This window comes from Polyangiaceae bacterium, assembly GCA_020633235.1.
In the GTDB taxonomy this organism is placed as follows: domain Bacteria; phylum Myxococcota_A; class Polyangia; order Polyangiales; family Polyangiaceae; genus JACKEA01.
In genome coordinates, this window is sequence record JACKEA010000001.1 from 134510 (window position 1) to 149500 (window position 14991).

15 protein-coding genes are annotated in these 14991 nt (G+C 66.0%); 7 read left to right on the top strand and 8 right to left on the bottom strand.

The features are described 5' to 3' along the window. Nucleotides 1-10: 10 nt before the first annotated feature. The 5 genes from H6717_00655 to H6717_00675 are packed head-to-tail and all read left to right on the top strand — an operon-like array spanning nucleotide 11 to nucleotide 4425. Nucleotides 11-1054: an EfeM/EfeO family lipoprotein gene (locus tag H6717_00655; protein MCB9575522.1), complete on the top strand. Its 1044-nt coding sequence runs from the start codon at nucleotides 11-13 to the stop codon at nucleotides 1052-1054. After that, nucleotides 1051-1566, top strand: a complete 516-nt coding sequence (locus tag H6717_00660) for a hypothetical protein (protein MCB9575523.1) — start codon at nucleotides 1051-1053, stop codon at nucleotides 1564-1566. The genes H6717_00655 and H6717_00660 overlap by 4 nt, the downstream gene beginning before the upstream one ends. Then, nucleotides 1563-2363 carry a hypothetical protein gene (locus tag H6717_00665; protein ID MCB9575524.1) on the top strand — a complete coding sequence of 267 codons (801 nt, stop codon included), beginning with the start codon at nucleotides 1563-1565 and terminating at the stop codon, nucleotides 2361-2363. Before H6717_00660 ends, H6717_00665 begins: the two co-directional genes overlap by 4 nt. Then, nucleotides 2363-3403, top strand: a complete 1041-nt coding sequence (locus H6717_00670; protein MCB9575525.1) for an EfeM/EfeO family lipoprotein — start codon at nucleotides 2363-2365, stop codon at nucleotides 3401-3403. The genes H6717_00665 and H6717_00670 overlap by 1 nt, the downstream gene beginning before the upstream one ends. Continuing rightward, nucleotides 3400-4425 carry a ferritin-like domain-containing protein gene (locus H6717_00675; GenBank protein MCB9575526.1) on the top strand — a complete coding sequence of 342 codons (1026 nt, stop codon included), beginning with the start codon at nucleotides 3400-3402 and terminating at the stop codon, nucleotides 4423-4425. The genes H6717_00670 and H6717_00675 overlap by 4 nt, the downstream gene beginning before the upstream one ends. Here the strand turns inward: H6717_00675 and H6717_00680 are convergent. Genes H6717_00680 through H6717_00695 form a run of 4 tightly spaced genes read right to left on the bottom strand, consistent with a single transcriptional unit; the run spans nucleotide 4414 to nucleotide 8169 of the window. Beyond that, nucleotides 4414-5544, bottom strand: coding sequence for a hypothetical protein (locus tag H6717_00680; protein MCB9575527.1), 1131 nt, complete (start codon nucleotides 5542-5544; stop codon nucleotides 4414-4416). The two genes, H6717_00675 and H6717_00680, sit on opposite strands and share 12 nt — an antisense overlap. A 21-nt stretch (nucleotides 5545-5565) precedes the next feature. After that, nucleotides 5566-6234 (bottom strand): hypothetical protein, encoded by a 669-nt coding sequence (locus tag H6717_00685; GenBank protein MCB9575528.1) that lies wholly within the window; start codon nucleotides 6232-6234, stop codon nucleotides 5566-5568. A 38-nt stretch (nucleotides 6235-6272) separates the two neighbouring features. Then, complete coding sequence (locus tag H6717_00690) at nucleotides 6273-7121, bottom strand: response regulator (GenBank protein ID MCB9575529.1); 849 nt, start codon at nucleotides 7119-7121, stop codon at nucleotides 6273-6275. 16 nt (nucleotides 7122-7137) lie between these two features. Then, the gene (locus tag H6717_00695; protein ID MCB9575530.1) at nucleotides 7138-8169 is read right to left on the bottom strand and encodes a PAS domain-containing protein; all 1032 of its coding nucleotides are present in this window, start codon (nucleotides 8167-8169) and stop codon (nucleotides 7138-7140) included. A 221-nt stretch (nucleotides 8170-8390) separates the two neighbouring features. Here H6717_00695 and H6717_00700 point away from each other — a divergent pair, with 221 nt between their 5' ends. Then, entirely contained in the window at nucleotides 8391-9293 is a 903-nt protein-coding gene (locus H6717_00700) for a TerC/Alx family metal homeostasis membrane protein (protein MCB9575531.1), read from the top strand. A gap of 61 nt (nucleotides 9294-9354) precedes the next feature. Here H6717_00700 and H6717_00705 read toward each other — a convergent pair whose 3' ends face one another. From H6717_00705 to H6717_00720, 4 genes are all read right to left on the bottom strand, one after another. Beyond that, complete coding sequence (locus tag H6717_00705) at nucleotides 9355-11130, bottom strand: glycoside hydrolase family 15 protein (GenBank protein ID MCB9575532.1); 1776 nt, start codon at nucleotides 11128-11130, stop codon at nucleotides 9355-9357. Beyond that, nucleotides 11127-12134: an SDR family oxidoreductase gene (locus tag H6717_00710; protein ID MCB9575533.1), complete on the bottom strand. Its 1008-nt coding sequence runs from the start codon at nucleotides 12132-12134 to the stop codon at nucleotides 11127-11129. The genes H6717_00705 and H6717_00710 overlap by 4 nt, the downstream gene beginning before the upstream one ends. Before the next feature lie 275 nt (nucleotides 12135-12409). Then, nucleotides 12410-12697, bottom strand: a complete 288-nt coding sequence (locus tag H6717_00715) for a hypothetical protein (GenBank protein ID MCB9575534.1) — start codon at nucleotides 12695-12697, stop codon at nucleotides 12410-12412. A gap of 50 nt (nucleotides 12698-12747) precedes the next feature. Further along, nucleotides 12748-14175 carry a xylosidase/arabinosidase gene (locus tag H6717_00720; protein ID MCB9575535.1) on the bottom strand — a complete coding sequence of 476 codons (1428 nt, stop codon included), beginning with the start codon at nucleotides 14173-14175 and terminating at the stop codon, nucleotides 12748-12750. A 35-nt stretch (nucleotides 14176-14210) separates the two neighbouring features. Here H6717_00720 and H6717_00725 point away from each other — a divergent pair, with 35 nt between their 5' ends. Further along, nucleotides 14211-14951 carry an SdiA-regulated domain-containing protein gene (locus tag H6717_00725; GenBank protein ID MCB9575536.1) on the top strand — a complete coding sequence of 247 codons (741 nt, stop codon included), beginning with the start codon at nucleotides 14211-14213 and terminating at the stop codon, nucleotides 14949-14951. Nucleotides 14952-14991 lie beyond the last annotated feature (40 nt).

Here is a 14991-nt window from a genome sequence, read left to right on the forward strand (position 1 = left end):
GAGACATCCAATGAAGCGTGCAGTGCTCGTCCTGCTGACGGCGTTGTCGGCGTGCTCTTCGAGCGACGATGCAGAACGGACCAGCTACGAGACGAAGGTCACCACGGGCATGCACCAGACGCTGCTCGTGGACATCACCGAGCTCCGAAACGCCAGCGTCGCCCTTCAAGACGCTGCGCCTCTGACACAGGGCAGGGGATGGGATGCGACGGAAGATGCCGCGGCCATCGAGAACATGAAGAAGGCGTGGCTCCGGGCGCGTGGCGCCTACGAACGCACGGAAGGTGCTCTCGCGCCGCTGTTTCCCGACATCGATGGCGCCATCGACGCGCGCTACGAGGACTTCTTGGAGGAGCTGGCGCCTGCGGGTGACCAGGACTTGTTCGATGGACAGGGCGTGACGGGCATGCATGCCATCGAGCGCATCTTGTTCGCGCCGGAGATACCAGCCGAGGTGACGGAAGTGGAACAGACGCTGCCGGGGTATGCGCCCGCCGCCTGGCCCGCCACCGAAGCGGAAGCGAAGAAGTTCAAGGAGGAGCTATGCGCCGCCTTGGTGAAGGATACCGAGACGTTGCTCGACCAGTGGGCGCCGCAGCACATCGATGTGGGCGGGGCATACCAAGGGCTCATCGGTCTGATGAACGAGCAGCGCGAGAAGGTCGTGAAGGCGGCGTCTTCGGAAGAGGAGTCGCGCTATGCGCGGCGCACCCTGGCCGATCTCCGCGATAACCTCGCGGGCACGCGCAAGGTGTATTCGCTTTTCAAACCGTGGCTGGCAACGAAGGAGAAGGGTGAGAGCATCGACGCCGACGTGGAGGCCGGCTTTGCGGCGTTGGATGCCGCCTACTCCGCCAATGGCGGCGATGCGATTCCCACGCCTCCCGCGAGCTGGAGCTCGGAACAGCCGTCTGCCACCGATTTACAGACCCCCTTCGGTCAGCTCTACACCGCGGTGTTTACCGCCGTGGATCCCAAGGAGCCCACTTCGGTGGTTGGTAGCATGGACCGCGCGGCGAGCGCCCTCGGCTTGCCTGGGCACGAGGAAGAATGAAGCGCGCGACGTGGGTGCTCATGGCCACCATCGCCCTCGCCGGTTGTTCCGGCGCCGGCGAGGAGCCCGCGAGCGACCAGAAAGACGTGTTCGTGGCGTTCGCCGCGGACTTCAAGGGCTTCCGCTCCTGGCAGGCCTTCGACGTGACGGAGGACGCCGACCTGGTGGGCATTCACGATGGCAGCACGGTGATGGAATACGTGAACGCCATGCCGCCGGCGGGCAGCGAGAGCTTTCCCGTCGGCACCATCATCGTGAAGGAAGCCACCGTCGGCACCTTGGCTCACGAGATGTTCGCCATGGTGAAGCGCGGCGGGGGTTACAACTCCGGCGCGCCGGGGTGGGAGTGGTTCGAGCTCGAGAGCACGGGAGCGGAGGACGTGGTGATCGTGTGGCGCGGCGTGGGACCGCCCTCCGGCGAGAACTACGGCGGCGACCCCAACGCCGGCTGCAACACGTGTCACGTGGACTGCGGCAACGACGCCGTGTGCGCCAAGGCCCTTGCCCTATGAAGCTGAGCGTCTTCCTCGTGTCGATGGCGCTGTGTTCGGTGGCGGTGGCCAATCCGCGTCCGCTTCCCTTCAGCTATCAGCACGAGCAGCTCGCAGAGGGTGAAGCGGAGCTCGAGCAGTTCGTGGATCTGAATCCGGTCCGCGCGCGCTCGGACAGCACCGGCGAGCCGGTTTGGTACGGCCAGACGCAGTTCACCACGGAGCTCGAGTACGGCATTTCCAGCCGCCTCGAGCTCGGTCTCTATGCCGTGATCGTTCCGGGAGCAGCCAGCGGTTTCGCCAGCATTCCGCGGGCCTCGGAGAGCAACGGCATGAAGCAGCGGCTGCGCTATCAGCTCGCGCCCACGGGGGTGTGGCCGCTGGACGTGGGGCTCTACGGAGAGGTAGCGGAGAACGAGCGGGAGATCGAGCTGGAGGCGAAGATCATCCTGCAACGCCGCATTGGGCCATTGCGGCTCATCGCCAACGCTTCGGCGGAGCAGGAGATCTACTACGACGGCACGCGGGATCTCGTGCTGTCGCCCTCCGCGGGCGCCACGGTGGAGATCACGCCGGCGGTGCAGCCGGGCATCGAGTGGTGGATGCACGCGGAGTATCCCGAGGAAGACCCGCCGGACCCGCGTCCCTTCACCCTGGGTCCGCACCACTACGTGGGGCCCGCGCTGCTGCTCCAGTTCGGCAAGGTGTGGTGGACCTCCGGCGTGTATCTGCGGGTGAACGAGACACGCCGCACGCTACAGCCGGGTGAAGGTTTTGGTGCCTTGTGGGCGCGAAGTGTGGTGGGTATCGGTTTATGATGGTTCGGCGCGATACCCGTCGCGGGGTGCTGGTCGCTGCGCTGCTCGTCGCCTGCTCGTCTCCCGACGACGCGGAGCCCGACTCAAAGTACGAAGCTCGCGCCGTGAGCGGCGTGCACGACGGCACGCTGGCGGACATCGACGAGCTGCTCGACGCCGTAAAGGAGCTGCAAGCCGCGGCGCCCACTCCCGCCGGCCGCGGCTGGGACGCCGCGCTGGATGCGGACGCCATCGCCGGCATGAAGACGGCGTGGTACCGCGCGCGCTCCGCCTACGAACGCTCGGAAGGGCTCATCGCGCCGCTGTTTCCGGACACGGATGCCGCGATCGACGCGCGCTATGAAGACTTTCTCGCTGCGTCCGGATCCGACGACACACCCTTCGATGCCCAGGGCGTGACGGGCATGCACGCCATCGAGCGCATATTGTGGGCGGATTCTACCCCCGGCTACGTCGTCGAGCTGGAGAAGTCCCTGCCGGGCTACGTGCCCGCCAAGATGCCAAGCACCGAAGCCGAGGCCAAGGCCTTCAAGGCCGAGCTGTGCGAACGCCTGGTGACGGACGTGACGACGCTCCGCAGCGAGTGGCAGCCACTGAAGCTGCACGTGCTGATCGCGCTGCAGGGACTCACTTCTTTGATGAAGGAGCAGCGCGAGAAAGTGGTGAAGGCGGCGTCCTCCGAAGAGGAGTCCCGTTATTCCCAGCGGACGATGGTGGACCTGCGGGACAATCTCCAGGGCACGCGGGCGGCCTATGCTCACTTCTCGCCCTGGGTCGTCGCCGAGAACGCCGCAGCAGACCAGCGGGTGAGCGCCGGATTCGGGCGACTGGACGCGGCGTACACCGCCATTGTCGGGGATGCGTTTCCGGCCGTGCCCGCCAGCTGGAGCTCGGAGGAGCCGAGCGCCACGGACCTCGCCACTCCCTTCGGCGCGCTGTACACGGCGGTGACCGACGAGTCCAACCCCGCAAATCAGGGCAGCCTGGTGTCGGACATGGCAGCGGCAGCAGCCGTGATCGGGCATCCTTTGCCGCAATGAAGCGCGAGCGCCAGCTACGACGTCTGTTCCAACAGCTACTGACCCTCGCTGCCGTGGCACCGGGCGTGGTGGCGTGCTCGGACGACAACACGTTGCCCGCGCGGCCGGCGGATGCGGGCGTGGCGGACGCGGCCTGCGCCCCCACGTTGATCGACGCTTCCACCAGTCAGGTGGACGGCGCGCTCGAGTGCCACGCCTACCACTCCCTCAGCTGCGGCTTGCCGCCGGGCATCGAGCCGACGGGCTGCGAGTTTGCCCTGGAGGACTGCCTCACCTTGTGCCCCACTTTCGGTGCCTACCACTGTGCGGCCACTGCGGAGTCTTGCACCGACGCGGGCTGGGTCGACGGCGGCGCGCTCATCGTCTCGTGCGACTTCTGTCCGTCCAACGTGGGGCGGCGCCCCCTGGGATACGAGGACGCGCCGACCGACGTGTCGTCCGTCGCAAGCTACTTCGCGGAAGTATCGCGCTTGGAGGCGGCGTCCGTCGGGGCATTCGTGGAGCTGGAACGGGCGCTCCGGCGCTTCGGCGCGCCCCGGCGCTTGGCTCTGGCTGCACGGCGGGCGGCGGACGACGAGCGCCGGCACACCGCGCTGACCGCTGAGCTGTGCCGCACTTTCGGCGGCGCGCCGCGGAACGACGTGCCTTCGCCCCGGAGCTACGCCTCGCTCCTGGAGCTGGCCCTGGACAACGCTCGCGAAGGCTGCGTGCGTGAGACGTTCGGCGCACTACTGGCGCAGCTGCAGGCGCGCCATGCGCGGGAAGAACGGATCCGGAAGGCCATGAGTGTGATCGCGCGGGACGAGACCCGTCATGCGGGCCTGGCGTGGGAAATCGCCGACTGGCTCGAATCACGGCTTTCTATCGAGCAATTGCGGGCAGTCCACGCCGCGCGCGAGCACGCCGCCGCGGAGCAGCGGCTGCTCGTGCGGGAGCCGACCCCAGCGTTGCGGGACGCGGGCGTACCGCCCGCCGCGTTGCAGCGGACACTCCTCGCAGCGCTGTGGACCTCAGTCTCTTAGAAACCGCGTGTCGGGGTTCTCGCGGCGCCAGAGCACGGTGTCCATGAAGTAGTGGTGGATGTTCACCACGGCGAAGAACGCGGCGAAGTAGGGCGTGGCGCCCAGATCGTCGAGCTCGTGGGACGCTCCCGTGAGCACCAGGCGCTCGTCGAAGAACCCCGGCATCAGGTGGAAGAGCAGAAGGCCGAGGCCGATGGCGGTGACCGCCAGAAGACCGAGGCGCACCCCCACGGGTCGACCGAACGCGGGAGGACCCTCTTCCGATCGCGCGCGGTTCTTCTCCAACAGGTGGACGAAGTACAAGTACTGGAGTGAATGGAGCGCCGGGATCACGTAGATCATCAGCGGATCCATGCTGGAGAAGACCGTCCACAGCCACGCGGTCACGAGGAAGCCCGTGAGCGGCGCCAGCGGCGGCCAGCGGCCTTCGCGGCGGCGCTTCTGAATCAGCACGATCGCCAGCGCCAGCGCGCTCCCCAAGAACAGGACGCCGGTGATCTCGAGAAGCCCCGCGGGGTGGGCGACGGTAGTGTACACGACGCCCTTCTCTTCCACTTCGCGGCCCGGATCGAACGGGCTCGCCCAGGCGAAAGCCCATGCGGCGTAGCAGTGGAAGAGCGCGACGGTCCGCTCGACCCGCGTGAAGGTCGAGCCGCGCCGTGCCGAGAGCACCGTCAGCACGCCAAAGCCTTGCTTCACGTAGTGCCAGCCGACGAGCAGGAACATCAGCTGGATCAGCATGCCGAGGGCGGGAGCCGAGCCCTTGGCGATGCTCGCGCCGGCCCAACCCGCGAGCACCACGGGCACAACCACGCCCGCAAAGACGTAGCGAGCGCGCTGCACGGGCGAAAAGACGCTGCCCAGCGCGCGTTCTCGCGCACGCCGATAGAACAAGACGTAGCTGACGGAGAAGTGCGGATCGTTGATCACGTGGGCAGCGTGGAACGCGACGAAGCCGACGAAGAGCTCTGGCGCATCCAGTCCAAACGCACGTTGCGCGAGCCAACTCAGCGGAAAGAGCACCAAGGTGACGCCGCCGGTGAGTAGGAACTCCGCCCAGCTCCTCCCGCGCTGCGCGGGAGCCGCGGGCTGCGGCAGCGCCACGCTGGCGGTGGTCATATCGACGAGGGTACCACGCGCTCAGCGGCAGGCGTCGAGCTTGGCCTTCGCCCGCGCGAGCCGAGCCTCGCACTCCCGCAGTACCTCGGCGGAGGCGTGATACGCCGATTCGGCGCGGGCCAGGGTTGCATCTATGGCTGCCATGTCTGCGGCCGTGCGCATTCCGCTGTTCTGCGCCACCGCGCGCGCTTTGGACACTTCCTTCTTGGCACGTACGCGCGCCTCCGTGGCGGCCGCGACACTGGCTTCTTCGCGAGCCACACGGGCGGCGTAGTGCGCCGCCGCCTTCTCGCGGGAGAACGTCGAAAGCACTTCGACTTCCTCCGTGAGCTCCGCGATCAGCGCCTTCTGTCGTGCGATCTCCTCGTCTCGACCGTCGTGGGCCAGCACTGCGGCCTGGCGAGCGGATGCCAGCTGTGCCTCCGCTCGCGTTTTGGCGATGTCCACGTGAGTGTTGGAGGCCTGGGTGATCAGCGCAATTTCCGCCGCGTGCTCGGTGCGCAGCGCCGCCAGATTGCGCTCGTACAAATCCTTGGCGGATTTCAACTCGTGGCGGACCGCTTCGAGCTCCACTTCGCTCCTGAGCCTGGCGAGGGTGTCGGGATCCGCGCGGCTACGCCACTCGGCTAGCTCGGCTTCGAGAGCTTTGATGCGGGCTCGGGCGGCATTGGGGTCATCAGGCTGAGTCATCGACCTTCGGAAGGTACCACGGCTGCCCCGAAACCGAGCTATGGCTCGCGCTTCGTGTAGCCCAGCTCCCGTAGTCGCCGGAGGTTGGTGTTGACCTGAGGGTGCTCGGGATCGATGGCGTGCGCAGCTTCGAAGGCGCGCACTGCGGCGTCGTAGTCCTTGGCCAGGAGCGCAGTCACGCCGCGCTCGAGCTCGCCTTCGAAGTCGGGGGTGTGGCCTTGCTCGTCCAAATCCTTGGCGGTGTTCATCAACAGCGCTTCCGGGGTGCCCTCCAGCGTCCGAGGCCCCGGATCGCCGACCAAGGAGTGGCACCGGATCCTCGCCCCCCCACGCCACGCCACCTCCGAAAACGCCTCGACTCCCGAGAGGTCGTCGAAGGATGCCGTCCAGACCTCACCTTCGTGCACGACGATGGAACCGCGCCGGCCATCGGGCCATTGGGCGTCGAGCACTACGGAGCGGTGGGTCATGCCCGCCAACTGAAGGAAGTCCGAGATCGAGAAGGGGTCTTCCGCCGCCATCGCCATCAACTTCGTTCGGATCGCGTTTCGAAGTTCCTCGAGGGCTACCGGCTTCTCGAGCACTTCGATGTTCGCGTGTTTGGGGAGCTGAGGGCCGTACGCCTGAAGATATGCAGATACGAAGATCACCGGTATCCGTAGCCCGCGTTTGCCCAGCTCGCCCAAGAGCTCGATGCCGGTACGTCCGGGCATGTCGATGTCCGACACCACGATGTCCGGTGGCTCTCGCTCCAGCAGGGCGACGGCCTGTTCCACGTCCCCCGCTTCTTGGACGTCGAGGTCCAAGCTCCTAGCCAGCCCGCGTGCCAGGGATGCGCGCAGCATGGTTTCGTCCTCGACGATCAGCACTCGTCCGACGGCGTTCACGAGCGTGCTCCGCTTCTCAAGCCAACGAGTCGGCCCATCCCATTGCTCCGGAAGATGCCCCCCGGGGTCGATCGATTGGCACCCGCACGGAGACGCTGGTGCCAAACCCTGGAACCGAGCTCAAGTCGAGCTCGCCTCCTGCGACTTCGACTGCGCGGGCGCACAAGGCGAGGCCAATGCCACTTCCGCTCTGCTTCGTGGTGAAGAACAGTTCCGTGGCACGCTCCAGCACGGAGGGCGTCATGCCGCCTCCAGTGTCCACGACGACCAGATTCAACGTCCGGTCCAACAGGTGGGCGTGGAGTAGGACGGCGCCACCGTCGTTGCAGGCATGGAGGGCATTGGTGACGAAGTTGAACACCAGCGCCCGCACCATCGCCGGGTCCAGAGGAAGCAACGGTAGATCTGCGACGTCGTGGCGGAACACCACGCCGGCATTGCGGAGGCGTGGCTCCAGGACGCGGCACGCTTCACGGATTGCGAAGTCGATGGCCGAGTCCCGCTTCGACCTCAACAGACCGTGTACCGCACCGAACCCCTCGAATCCGAGCTTCATGCGCCGCACCTCGCTGAGGATGGCGTGCAGTTGGTCCGCAACGTAGCCGGGCTCCACCTCTTCGGCCAGCACCTCGACTGCGGCGGTAATCGCGGCCAGAGGATTCTTGAGCTCGTGGAGCAGCGACGGCAGAGCCTCTCCGATGGCCGCCAGGCTCATCAGTTTGTCGCGCTCGCGTTGCAGTTGCTCCACGCGAGAAATGTCCTGGAAGACCACGACGGTGTCGGAGCCGGAGCGTGCCGTGGAGAACAGCACGGACACCGTTCGACCCGTGCTCGAGATGATGGTGCACTCCCTTTCTGTCGGCGCGTCACTGCACAGCCCCGCGGGCGCGAGAGAACCTTGAAGCTCCTTCCGTGGCTGACCGAGCACCTCCGCGGCGCGCTCGTTGGCGAAGCGGATCTTCCCCGCTGCGCTCAGCACCAGGACTGCCGTTGGCAGCACCTCGAGGATGCGCACTCCGCCGCGCTGCCGTGCTCCGTTGCCGTTCATGGGATGCTCTCGGCAACCGTGCCATGTACCAAACGGGACCGACTTGACCGCGGTCGTGACGGCCCTCCGTCGTGTTTCTCGTCATTTGCCGGCGCGACAGTGTCTCGACCGGGTACAGCGGCGGATTGTCGCGGGTCGGGGCGAAGGGCCACACCCGGAGTCGCCGCCGAGCCCGTTTAGAGGCCCATTTTGCGTGGCACGGAACGCGCAGCATCCGCCGCATGGACGCTTGGCCGGTCCTCGGAATCTCCATCGCCGTGCTGCTCGGCCTGGACTTGTTCCTGCATCGAAGCGCTCGCGAGACCTCACGCACCGCTGCCATCGCCTGGAGCGCGGTGTGGGTCCTCGCCGGCCTGGGGTTTGGTGTCTACGTCTGGGCGACGCTCGGCAAGTCGGCGTTTCACCAGTACATCGCTGCGTACGCCATCGAGAAGAGTCTGAGTCTCGACAACCTGTTCGTCTTCCTGATCGTGTTCAAGACCCTCGGCATCGAGCAGGAGCAGCAGCACACGGTGCTGGCCTGGGGCGTTCTGGGCGCGCTCGTCTTTCGCGGGTTGTTCGTGTTCCTAGGAGTGGCCGCGCTGGAGCGCTGGGATTGGGTCAGTTGGGGGCTCGGTGCAATATTGGTGTGGGCCGCCGTGCGTACCTTTCGAGAAGATCCCGACGAGGAGAAGGACAGCAGGATCGTTCGGTTCCTTTCGAAGCACCTTCCCATCGCGCGGAAGACCGCCGCGACCAAGTTCTTCGTGAAGCGTTCCGGTCGCTGGCTCGCCACACCGCTCCTGGTGGCGGTGATAGGCCTGGAGCTCACCGACATCGTCTTCGCGACGGACTCCGTCCCCGCCGCGCTCAGCGTGTCGCGGGACCGCTTCGTGGTGTACAGTTCCAACGCGTTTGCCGTTTTGGGACTCCGGGCGCTGTATCTCGTATTGGCGCAAACCCTCGCGCACCTTCGATACCTGCACTACGGACTCGCTGGCGTGCTCGCCTTTGCGGCGTTCAAGCTATTCGTCTCGGACTGGGTCGAGATCCCTCCTTTACTTTCCATAGGCGTGATCGTCGGCGTGCTCGGCGTGGCGGTCGTTGCCAGCCTGCTGGCCGGTGACCGCACGGTCTCGGCTTAGAGCCGGTCTCAAGACCACCGCGCGGCCGCTCAGTCGGGTCGGTCCGGTTTGAGACCCGCTCTCAAGTTGCGCCATCCAGAGCGATTGCGGCGCGGATCAAGCCAAGGTGAGTCAGCGCCTGGGGGAAGTTGCCAATCAGGTCACCGTCGCCGCGAATCTCCTCGGAGTAGAGACCCAGGTGATTGGCGTAGGTGAGCATCCTCTCGAAGAGCTCGCGTGCCTGTTCGTGCCGGCCGTTGCGAGCGAGGACCTCGATCAGCCAGAACGAGCAGATGCAGAAATCGTTCTGCTCTTCGGGCTTTCTACGCATCAGGGCGCTGCCCTCCACCAACTCGAGTCGCAAGCGCTCCAGGGTGGACGCAAAGCGAGGATCCGATGGCGCCATCAGACCGCTTTGCTCCAGGAACAAGAGCGCCGCATCCAGCGAGTCCGAGTCATATGCCCGCGTGAAGGTGCCCAGCTCCGAGTCGTAGCCACGATTCAGGATGTCTTCGTAGACACGATCCCGAGCCGTTCGGATGCGCGGAACGTCGAACGGCAGGCCCCGGCGCTGAGCGAGGCGCAAAAGGTTGTCCAATGCAGACCAGGCTTGGATCTTCGAGTGCACGAAATGCTCGGGTTCTCCGCGCTTTTCCCAGACTCCCGCGTCCGGATCGGAAGCGTGCTCGGCAAGCCAGTCCGCCATGCCCCGGAGCCAATTCCAGTCCGGATCACTCACGCGCTCCACTTCTTGGTCGTAGAGCAGTACGGCGCGCACGTATTCGCCGTACACGTCCAACTGCATCTGGTTCGCGGCAGCGTTTCCAATCCGGACGGGGCGCGAACCCTCGTAGCCCGCCAGGTGCTCGAGGTTCACCTCGTCCAGCGGGGTCCCGGACAGCGAATACATGACGTCGAGCGGACCCCGTGATCGATTCCCCTCTTCCCTCCGCTCGTTGAGGAAACGCATGAACGCTCGTGCTTCTTGATGAAAGCCGAGGCGCATGAAGACGTCCGTCGTCCAGCATGCATCTCGCACCCAACAGAAGCGATAGTCCCAGTTGCTCTCACCGCCGAGCACCTCGGGCAAGCTGGCGGTGACAGCGGCGGCGATACCGCCGCTGGGGGCGTGGGTAAGGAGCTTCAGCACCAGCGCGGAGCGCTCCACTTCCGCGCGCCAGCGCCCTCGGTAGCTGGCCCGAGCGATCCAGTTGCGCCAGTACGCGATGGTCTTGCCCAGCTCCTGCTTGTGGTTTCGCGCGATGTCCTCCGCGCCGACGTGGCCGTCTCGACGTACGGTGAGCACCAGCGCGACGGACTCGCCACCCGAGAGCACGACTTCGCCTGTGACGCCGCCATCCACGGATCTGAGATGCCGGGGACAATCCAGCTCCAAGCAGAGGCGGGGCGTCTCGAAGCGAACGCTGCCACTGTCTCGCAGGACGACGTGCTTTTGTCGTGCGTAGTCGAAAGCCGGACGACACTCTACGCGAAACCGAGCCTCGCCGCGCACTGCCCGCAAGATCCTCACGATGGCATGTGACCTCGAGGAGCCGCCGTGCTCGGTGGGGATCGGCATGAAGTCCTCTACCTCTCCGATCCCGTTTTCCGTGCCGAAGCGGGTGAGGAGCACGTTGGTTCCCGATACATAGGTTTGTTGCTGCGCGGAAGCGTCCGGAACCCAAACGCGGAAGTGTCCACCCTTTTCGTCGTCCAGCAGGCCGCCGAACACGCTGGGGGAATCCATCTCCGGCAAGCATGCCCAGTCGATGGATCCATTCTTCGCGACCAATGCGGCGGAATGCATGTTGCCGATGACGCCGTAGTGAGAGATGGGCTGGAACGCCACCGCACTCACCAGAGCCAGAAGGCGCCGCCCACGACCAACATTGCGACGACCATTACGGCGGCCGCAGACGCCCACACGGCGCGATGCACCGCGAGCCATGCGGCTGCACTTTCAGAGCGTGCGCGTTCGTCGAACTGTCCGTGAGCCCCAGGGTCACCCGGTAGCGGTGAATGGAGATTGTCGGGTCGTGAAGGGTCGATGCGCTCTTCTGTCTGCTGGCCGGAGTAGGCTTTTTTGGCCAGGTAGTGGTCGAGGAACGCGGAAGCCAAGCGCGAGCCCCAGACCGTCTTGATCGTGGAGCCCCCCAGCCAAACCTCGCGGCGGGACGTGAGCGCGATGTCTGCGACCGACCGCGCGATCACTTCGGGTTGGTAGATCGGAGGGACAGGCTGCGGTTGGTGGTCCAGTCGCGTGCGGCACCAGCCGAACTGCGGCGTATTCACCGCCGGTAGTTGCACCATTGTGAGATTGATGGCGCTTCCATCGTGGATCAGCTCGCTGCGCAACGAGTCCGTGAATCCGCGCATTGCGTGCTTGGCCGCGCAGTAAGCGGATTGCAGCGGAATCGCACGGTAAGCCAGTGCCGAGCCGATCTGAATGATGTGCCCCGCATTCCGAGGTCGCATGCGTGCTAGCGCGCTCAGGGTGCCGTGCACCGCACCCAGGTAGGTGACGCGGGTCACGCGGTCGTACTCTTCCGCGCTCATCTCCGCGACCGGACTCAAGACTGTCACCATTGCGTTGTTGATCCAGACATCGATGGGTCCGAGATCGCGTTCCACGCGCTCTGCCGCCGATTCGACTCGTGTTGCATCTGCGACGTCCGCAGAAATCGCGATGACCTCTGCGCCGTGGCTCTGCAGCTCGTCGCGGGTCGCCGCCAGCCGATCCTCGCCGCGAGCGATGAGGGCAATCCGTGCACCTCTGCTCGCCATCTCCCGCGCGATTGCCCTTCCGACGCCCGCGGAACCACCCGTGATGACGACGACTTTGCCCGATATGTCCACACTCATGCAGCTCGCCCATGCATTCGATGTGCCGCCAGGGGTGAGGCTAAAATCGTCCGGCTTGGACGCGTCGCGACGTGGCACATTGTCGCCGTGAGGCGGATCTTCTCGCTCCTCGTCTTGCTCGCCAGTTGCCTCCCGACGCCCTCCGCCGCCGATACCAGCGCGCGCCAGAGGCCAGCTGGGCCACCGCCGAAATCGCGCTGCACTTCGCACCCGCGATGGGCGGCTACCGAATGGCCGTGCCTCGTGCCTTTCCGCCACTTGCACGACGGCGCTTGCTATGGGGAGTCGCCCGCGTTCGAGCCGAGAGTAGTGGCTTTCTGAGGGTCCAGCGTCCAGCGATCGCGTGAAGCGCTGGGCGTCGTCGGATCCCCGTGGAAATTCAGCATCCCAAAGCCAATCAGTTCCTCGACCAGCTGTTCGGCGACGAGATCGGAGCACTCCAACCGGTCCCGAATCGCGTCCCGCACACGGGTCTTCCCCCGCAGGTAGCCAGCAAGCTCTTGCTGGCTCAACCGCGCCTTCAGATCAGAGGCCAACACGGCCAAGTCGGTATGGGTTTTCATCGCCCGGTCTCTTTGCAATCCATGGGCCGCTCTGCGCGTGGCAGATGGCCTCAGGGGGAGATCGGGATCGTGGGCGAGAGTGGCAGCTCCCCGCGCAACATCTTGGCGCCCGCGCCACCGAGCCGCAGATACCAGTCGCTGGGCAATGACTGGCCGTCGGCGTCGAGCGTGACGAAGCTTGCACCGGCGGGCACCGTCGCCGAGGTGGGTGCGATCTTGAACATAGCCGTTCCCTCGTCGACCTCGTCGAACATGGCGCCGTACAGCATGGTGCTGCCCTTGCTCACGGCGTTGAACACCTGCCGCCACCAGAAGGTGCCGCCCTTCCGAGGGATCTGGTTCAGCGGCCCACCGTTCAAGTTTTTCCAGGAGAATCCTGGCCACACAACGGGCATGTAGTCGAAGCCGTGGGTTTGCGCGTCCGCGAGATCCACGGCGATCTGCCCGATTGCGAAGTTGTCGGCGCCCGCGTCGTCGGCATAGCGACCCACGCTCCACGGGCTCACGATGTCGAAGGAGCGGTACACGAAAAGCCACGCCGGATCCGTCTTGGAGTCGTCGCTCAACGTTCGCCAGTGGGTCGGCACTCCGCCCATCAACGTTACTTGCGCAGTGTTCTGGAAGTAGCTCACCAAGGCAGCGGCTTCTGCCGGCGTCCCCGGTCGGTCGGAGAAGCCGAGCCCCCAGATCGCGAGCAGCGGCCTATTGTCATGGCGTTGGTAGCGCGCGCTGCTCGTTACTCCGAGGTCGTTCACCAGGTGCGCCCAGTCTTGCTTCAGGTCGTCGACCAGGGTGGCCGCGTTCGCGCCGGATATGTCGTACATGATCGCGAAGGTGCGGCCATGGGCCTCCGCGCCCGCCATCACGTTTTGAGCGACCTTGTCCCGAAGGGCGAGGAACGCCGGGTCCTTCAGCTCGGAGACGAAGCGCTGCAGCATCACGCCGTCGATGCCGGCATCTTCCATCCACGCGAAGTGCCGCACCACGGTCGCGTTCGTGTACGCGGAGTAGAGCGCGGCTACCTTTCCGCCGGGGAGTGTGAGACTGGTAGGGAACAGCTCCGACGCCGAGAGCTCGGAGACGTCGGGCCACATGTCCACGGTGAGGTGCTGAGCGTCGGGGGTGTTCTGGGAGAACCAGTGCACCCATCGATTCGGCGGAGCGCCGTCGCCCTCGCAGGCAAACCAGCCCTGATAGCCGAACAGGAGCTTGCCCGTGGCCGTGCTCACGTCGACCGCGCCCGCCGTGCCGCCGCTGCCCGCAGTACCTCCGAGGCCAGCAGCACCGCCGCCGCTCCCCGCGCCGCCGCCCGTGCCGCCGCTGCTCCCCGCGAAGCCGCCCGTACCATTGCCCGCAGTACCGCCGGCGCCCCCTCCACTCGTGGCGCCGCCAGTGCCCGCAGCGCCCGGTGCTCCGGACTCTTCGCTGCTGCATGCACTCACGAGCGCCATCACGGCCAACGTCAACGCCACCCGCATGCACCGAGTGTGCGCTCATGGTGTACGGTGGAGCAATGGGGAAGAAGGCGAAGGCGCGCCGCGCAGAGACCGTAAGAGAGCACGCCACCGGGATCGAAGAGGCGAGCGGTGTGGCACCGCTTCCCGATGGCTCATTTCTGGTGGTGGATGATGAAGAAGGCGTGTTCCGCCTTGCGCTCCAGGGCGAGCCGGAGTCCCTCGCCGCCGGCCGTGGGCTCGCCGATCTCGAAGGTGTGTGCGTGGCTCACGACGGCGCTGCGGCCTGGGTGCTCGCGGAGCGCGATGGCGGCGTGTGGCGCTTCGAGATGGCGCAAGGAAAGCTGAGGAACGGCGTTCGAATCGGCGCGTTGCCGCGGCTCAACGATCGCAAGAACGCCGGCTGGGAAGGCCTCGCGTTCGCGCCAGCGGGAACCTGGGCGGACGCTCCGCGTCTGGTGGCCGCACATCAGAGGAAGCCGCGCTCCATCTCCATCGTGGAGCCCGACTCGCTGCGCGTCGACCGAACGTTCTCGTTGCCCAAGGCCGCCAAGAAGGCCCTCGACGATCTGAACGACGTTGCCGTACACCCCGAGAGCGGCGAAATCGTGGTGCTCAGCGGCAAGGCCGGGCGTCTTGCTCGTCTCGAGAGAGACGGGGAAGAGCTCGAGCTCCGCGGGCTCTATTCGGTCGAGGAACACGATGACGACGTGCCCGAAGGGCTCGCCTATGATTCGAGCGGCCGTCTATGGATCGTGTGGGACGGCAGCGGCCGTCTGCGTGAGATCCGTCTTCCTTGACGATGGCTGCCGGTCCGCCGCGGAACCCGCGCGGCGCGCC

Bases quoted from the DNA above. Each gene is read 5' to 3' on its own strand.
- H6717_00710 (MCB9575533.1), bottom strand. From the start codon at position 12,134: ATGAGTGTGGACATATCGGGCAAAGTCGTCGTCATCACGGGTGGTTCC.
- H6717_00685 (MCB9575528.1), bottom strand. From the start codon at position 6,234: ATGACTCAGCCTGATGACCCCAATGCCGCCCGAGCCCGCATCAAAGCT.
- H6717_00665 (MCB9575524.1), top strand. From the start codon at position 1,563: ATGAAGCTGAGCGTCTTCCTCGTGTCGATGGCGCTGTGTTCGGTGGCG.
- H6717_00680 (MCB9575527.1), bottom strand. From the start codon at position 5,544: ATGACCACCGCCAGCGTGGCGCTGCCGCAGCCCGCGGCTCCCGCGCAG.
- H6717_00655 (MCB9575522.1), top strand. From the start codon at position 11: ATGAAGCGTGCAGTGCTCGTCCTGCTGACGGCGTTGTCGGCGTGCTCT.
- H6717_00675 (MCB9575526.1), top strand. From the start codon at position 3,400: ATGAAGCGCGAGCGCCAGCTACGACGTCTGTTCCAACAGCTACTGACC.
- H6717_00720 (MCB9575535.1), bottom strand. From the start codon at position 14,175: ATGCGGGTGGCGTTGACGTTGGCCGTGATGGCGCTCGTGAGTGCATGC.
- H6717_00700 (MCB9575531.1), top strand. From the start codon at position 8,391: ATGGACGCTTGGCCGGTCCTCGGAATCTCCATCGCCGTGCTGCTCGGC.
- H6717_00725 (MCB9575536.1), top strand. From the start codon at position 14,211: ATGGGGAAGAAGGCGAAGGCGCGCCGCGCAGAGACCGTAAGAGAGCAC.
- H6717_00695 (MCB9575530.1), bottom strand. From the start codon at position 8,169: ATGAACGGCAACGGAGCACGGCAGCGCGGCGGAGTGCGCATCCTCGAG.
- H6717_00670 (MCB9575525.1), top strand. From the start codon at position 2,363: ATGGTTCGGCGCGATACCCGTCGCGGGGTGCTGGTCGCTGCGCTGCTC.
- H6717_00715 (MCB9575534.1), bottom strand. From the start codon at position 12,697: ATGAAAACCCATACCGACTTGGCCGTGTTGGCCTCTGATCTGAAGGCG.
- H6717_00660 (MCB9575523.1), top strand. From the start codon at position 1,051: ATGAAGCGCGCGACGTGGGTGCTCATGGCCACCATCGCCCTCGCCGGT.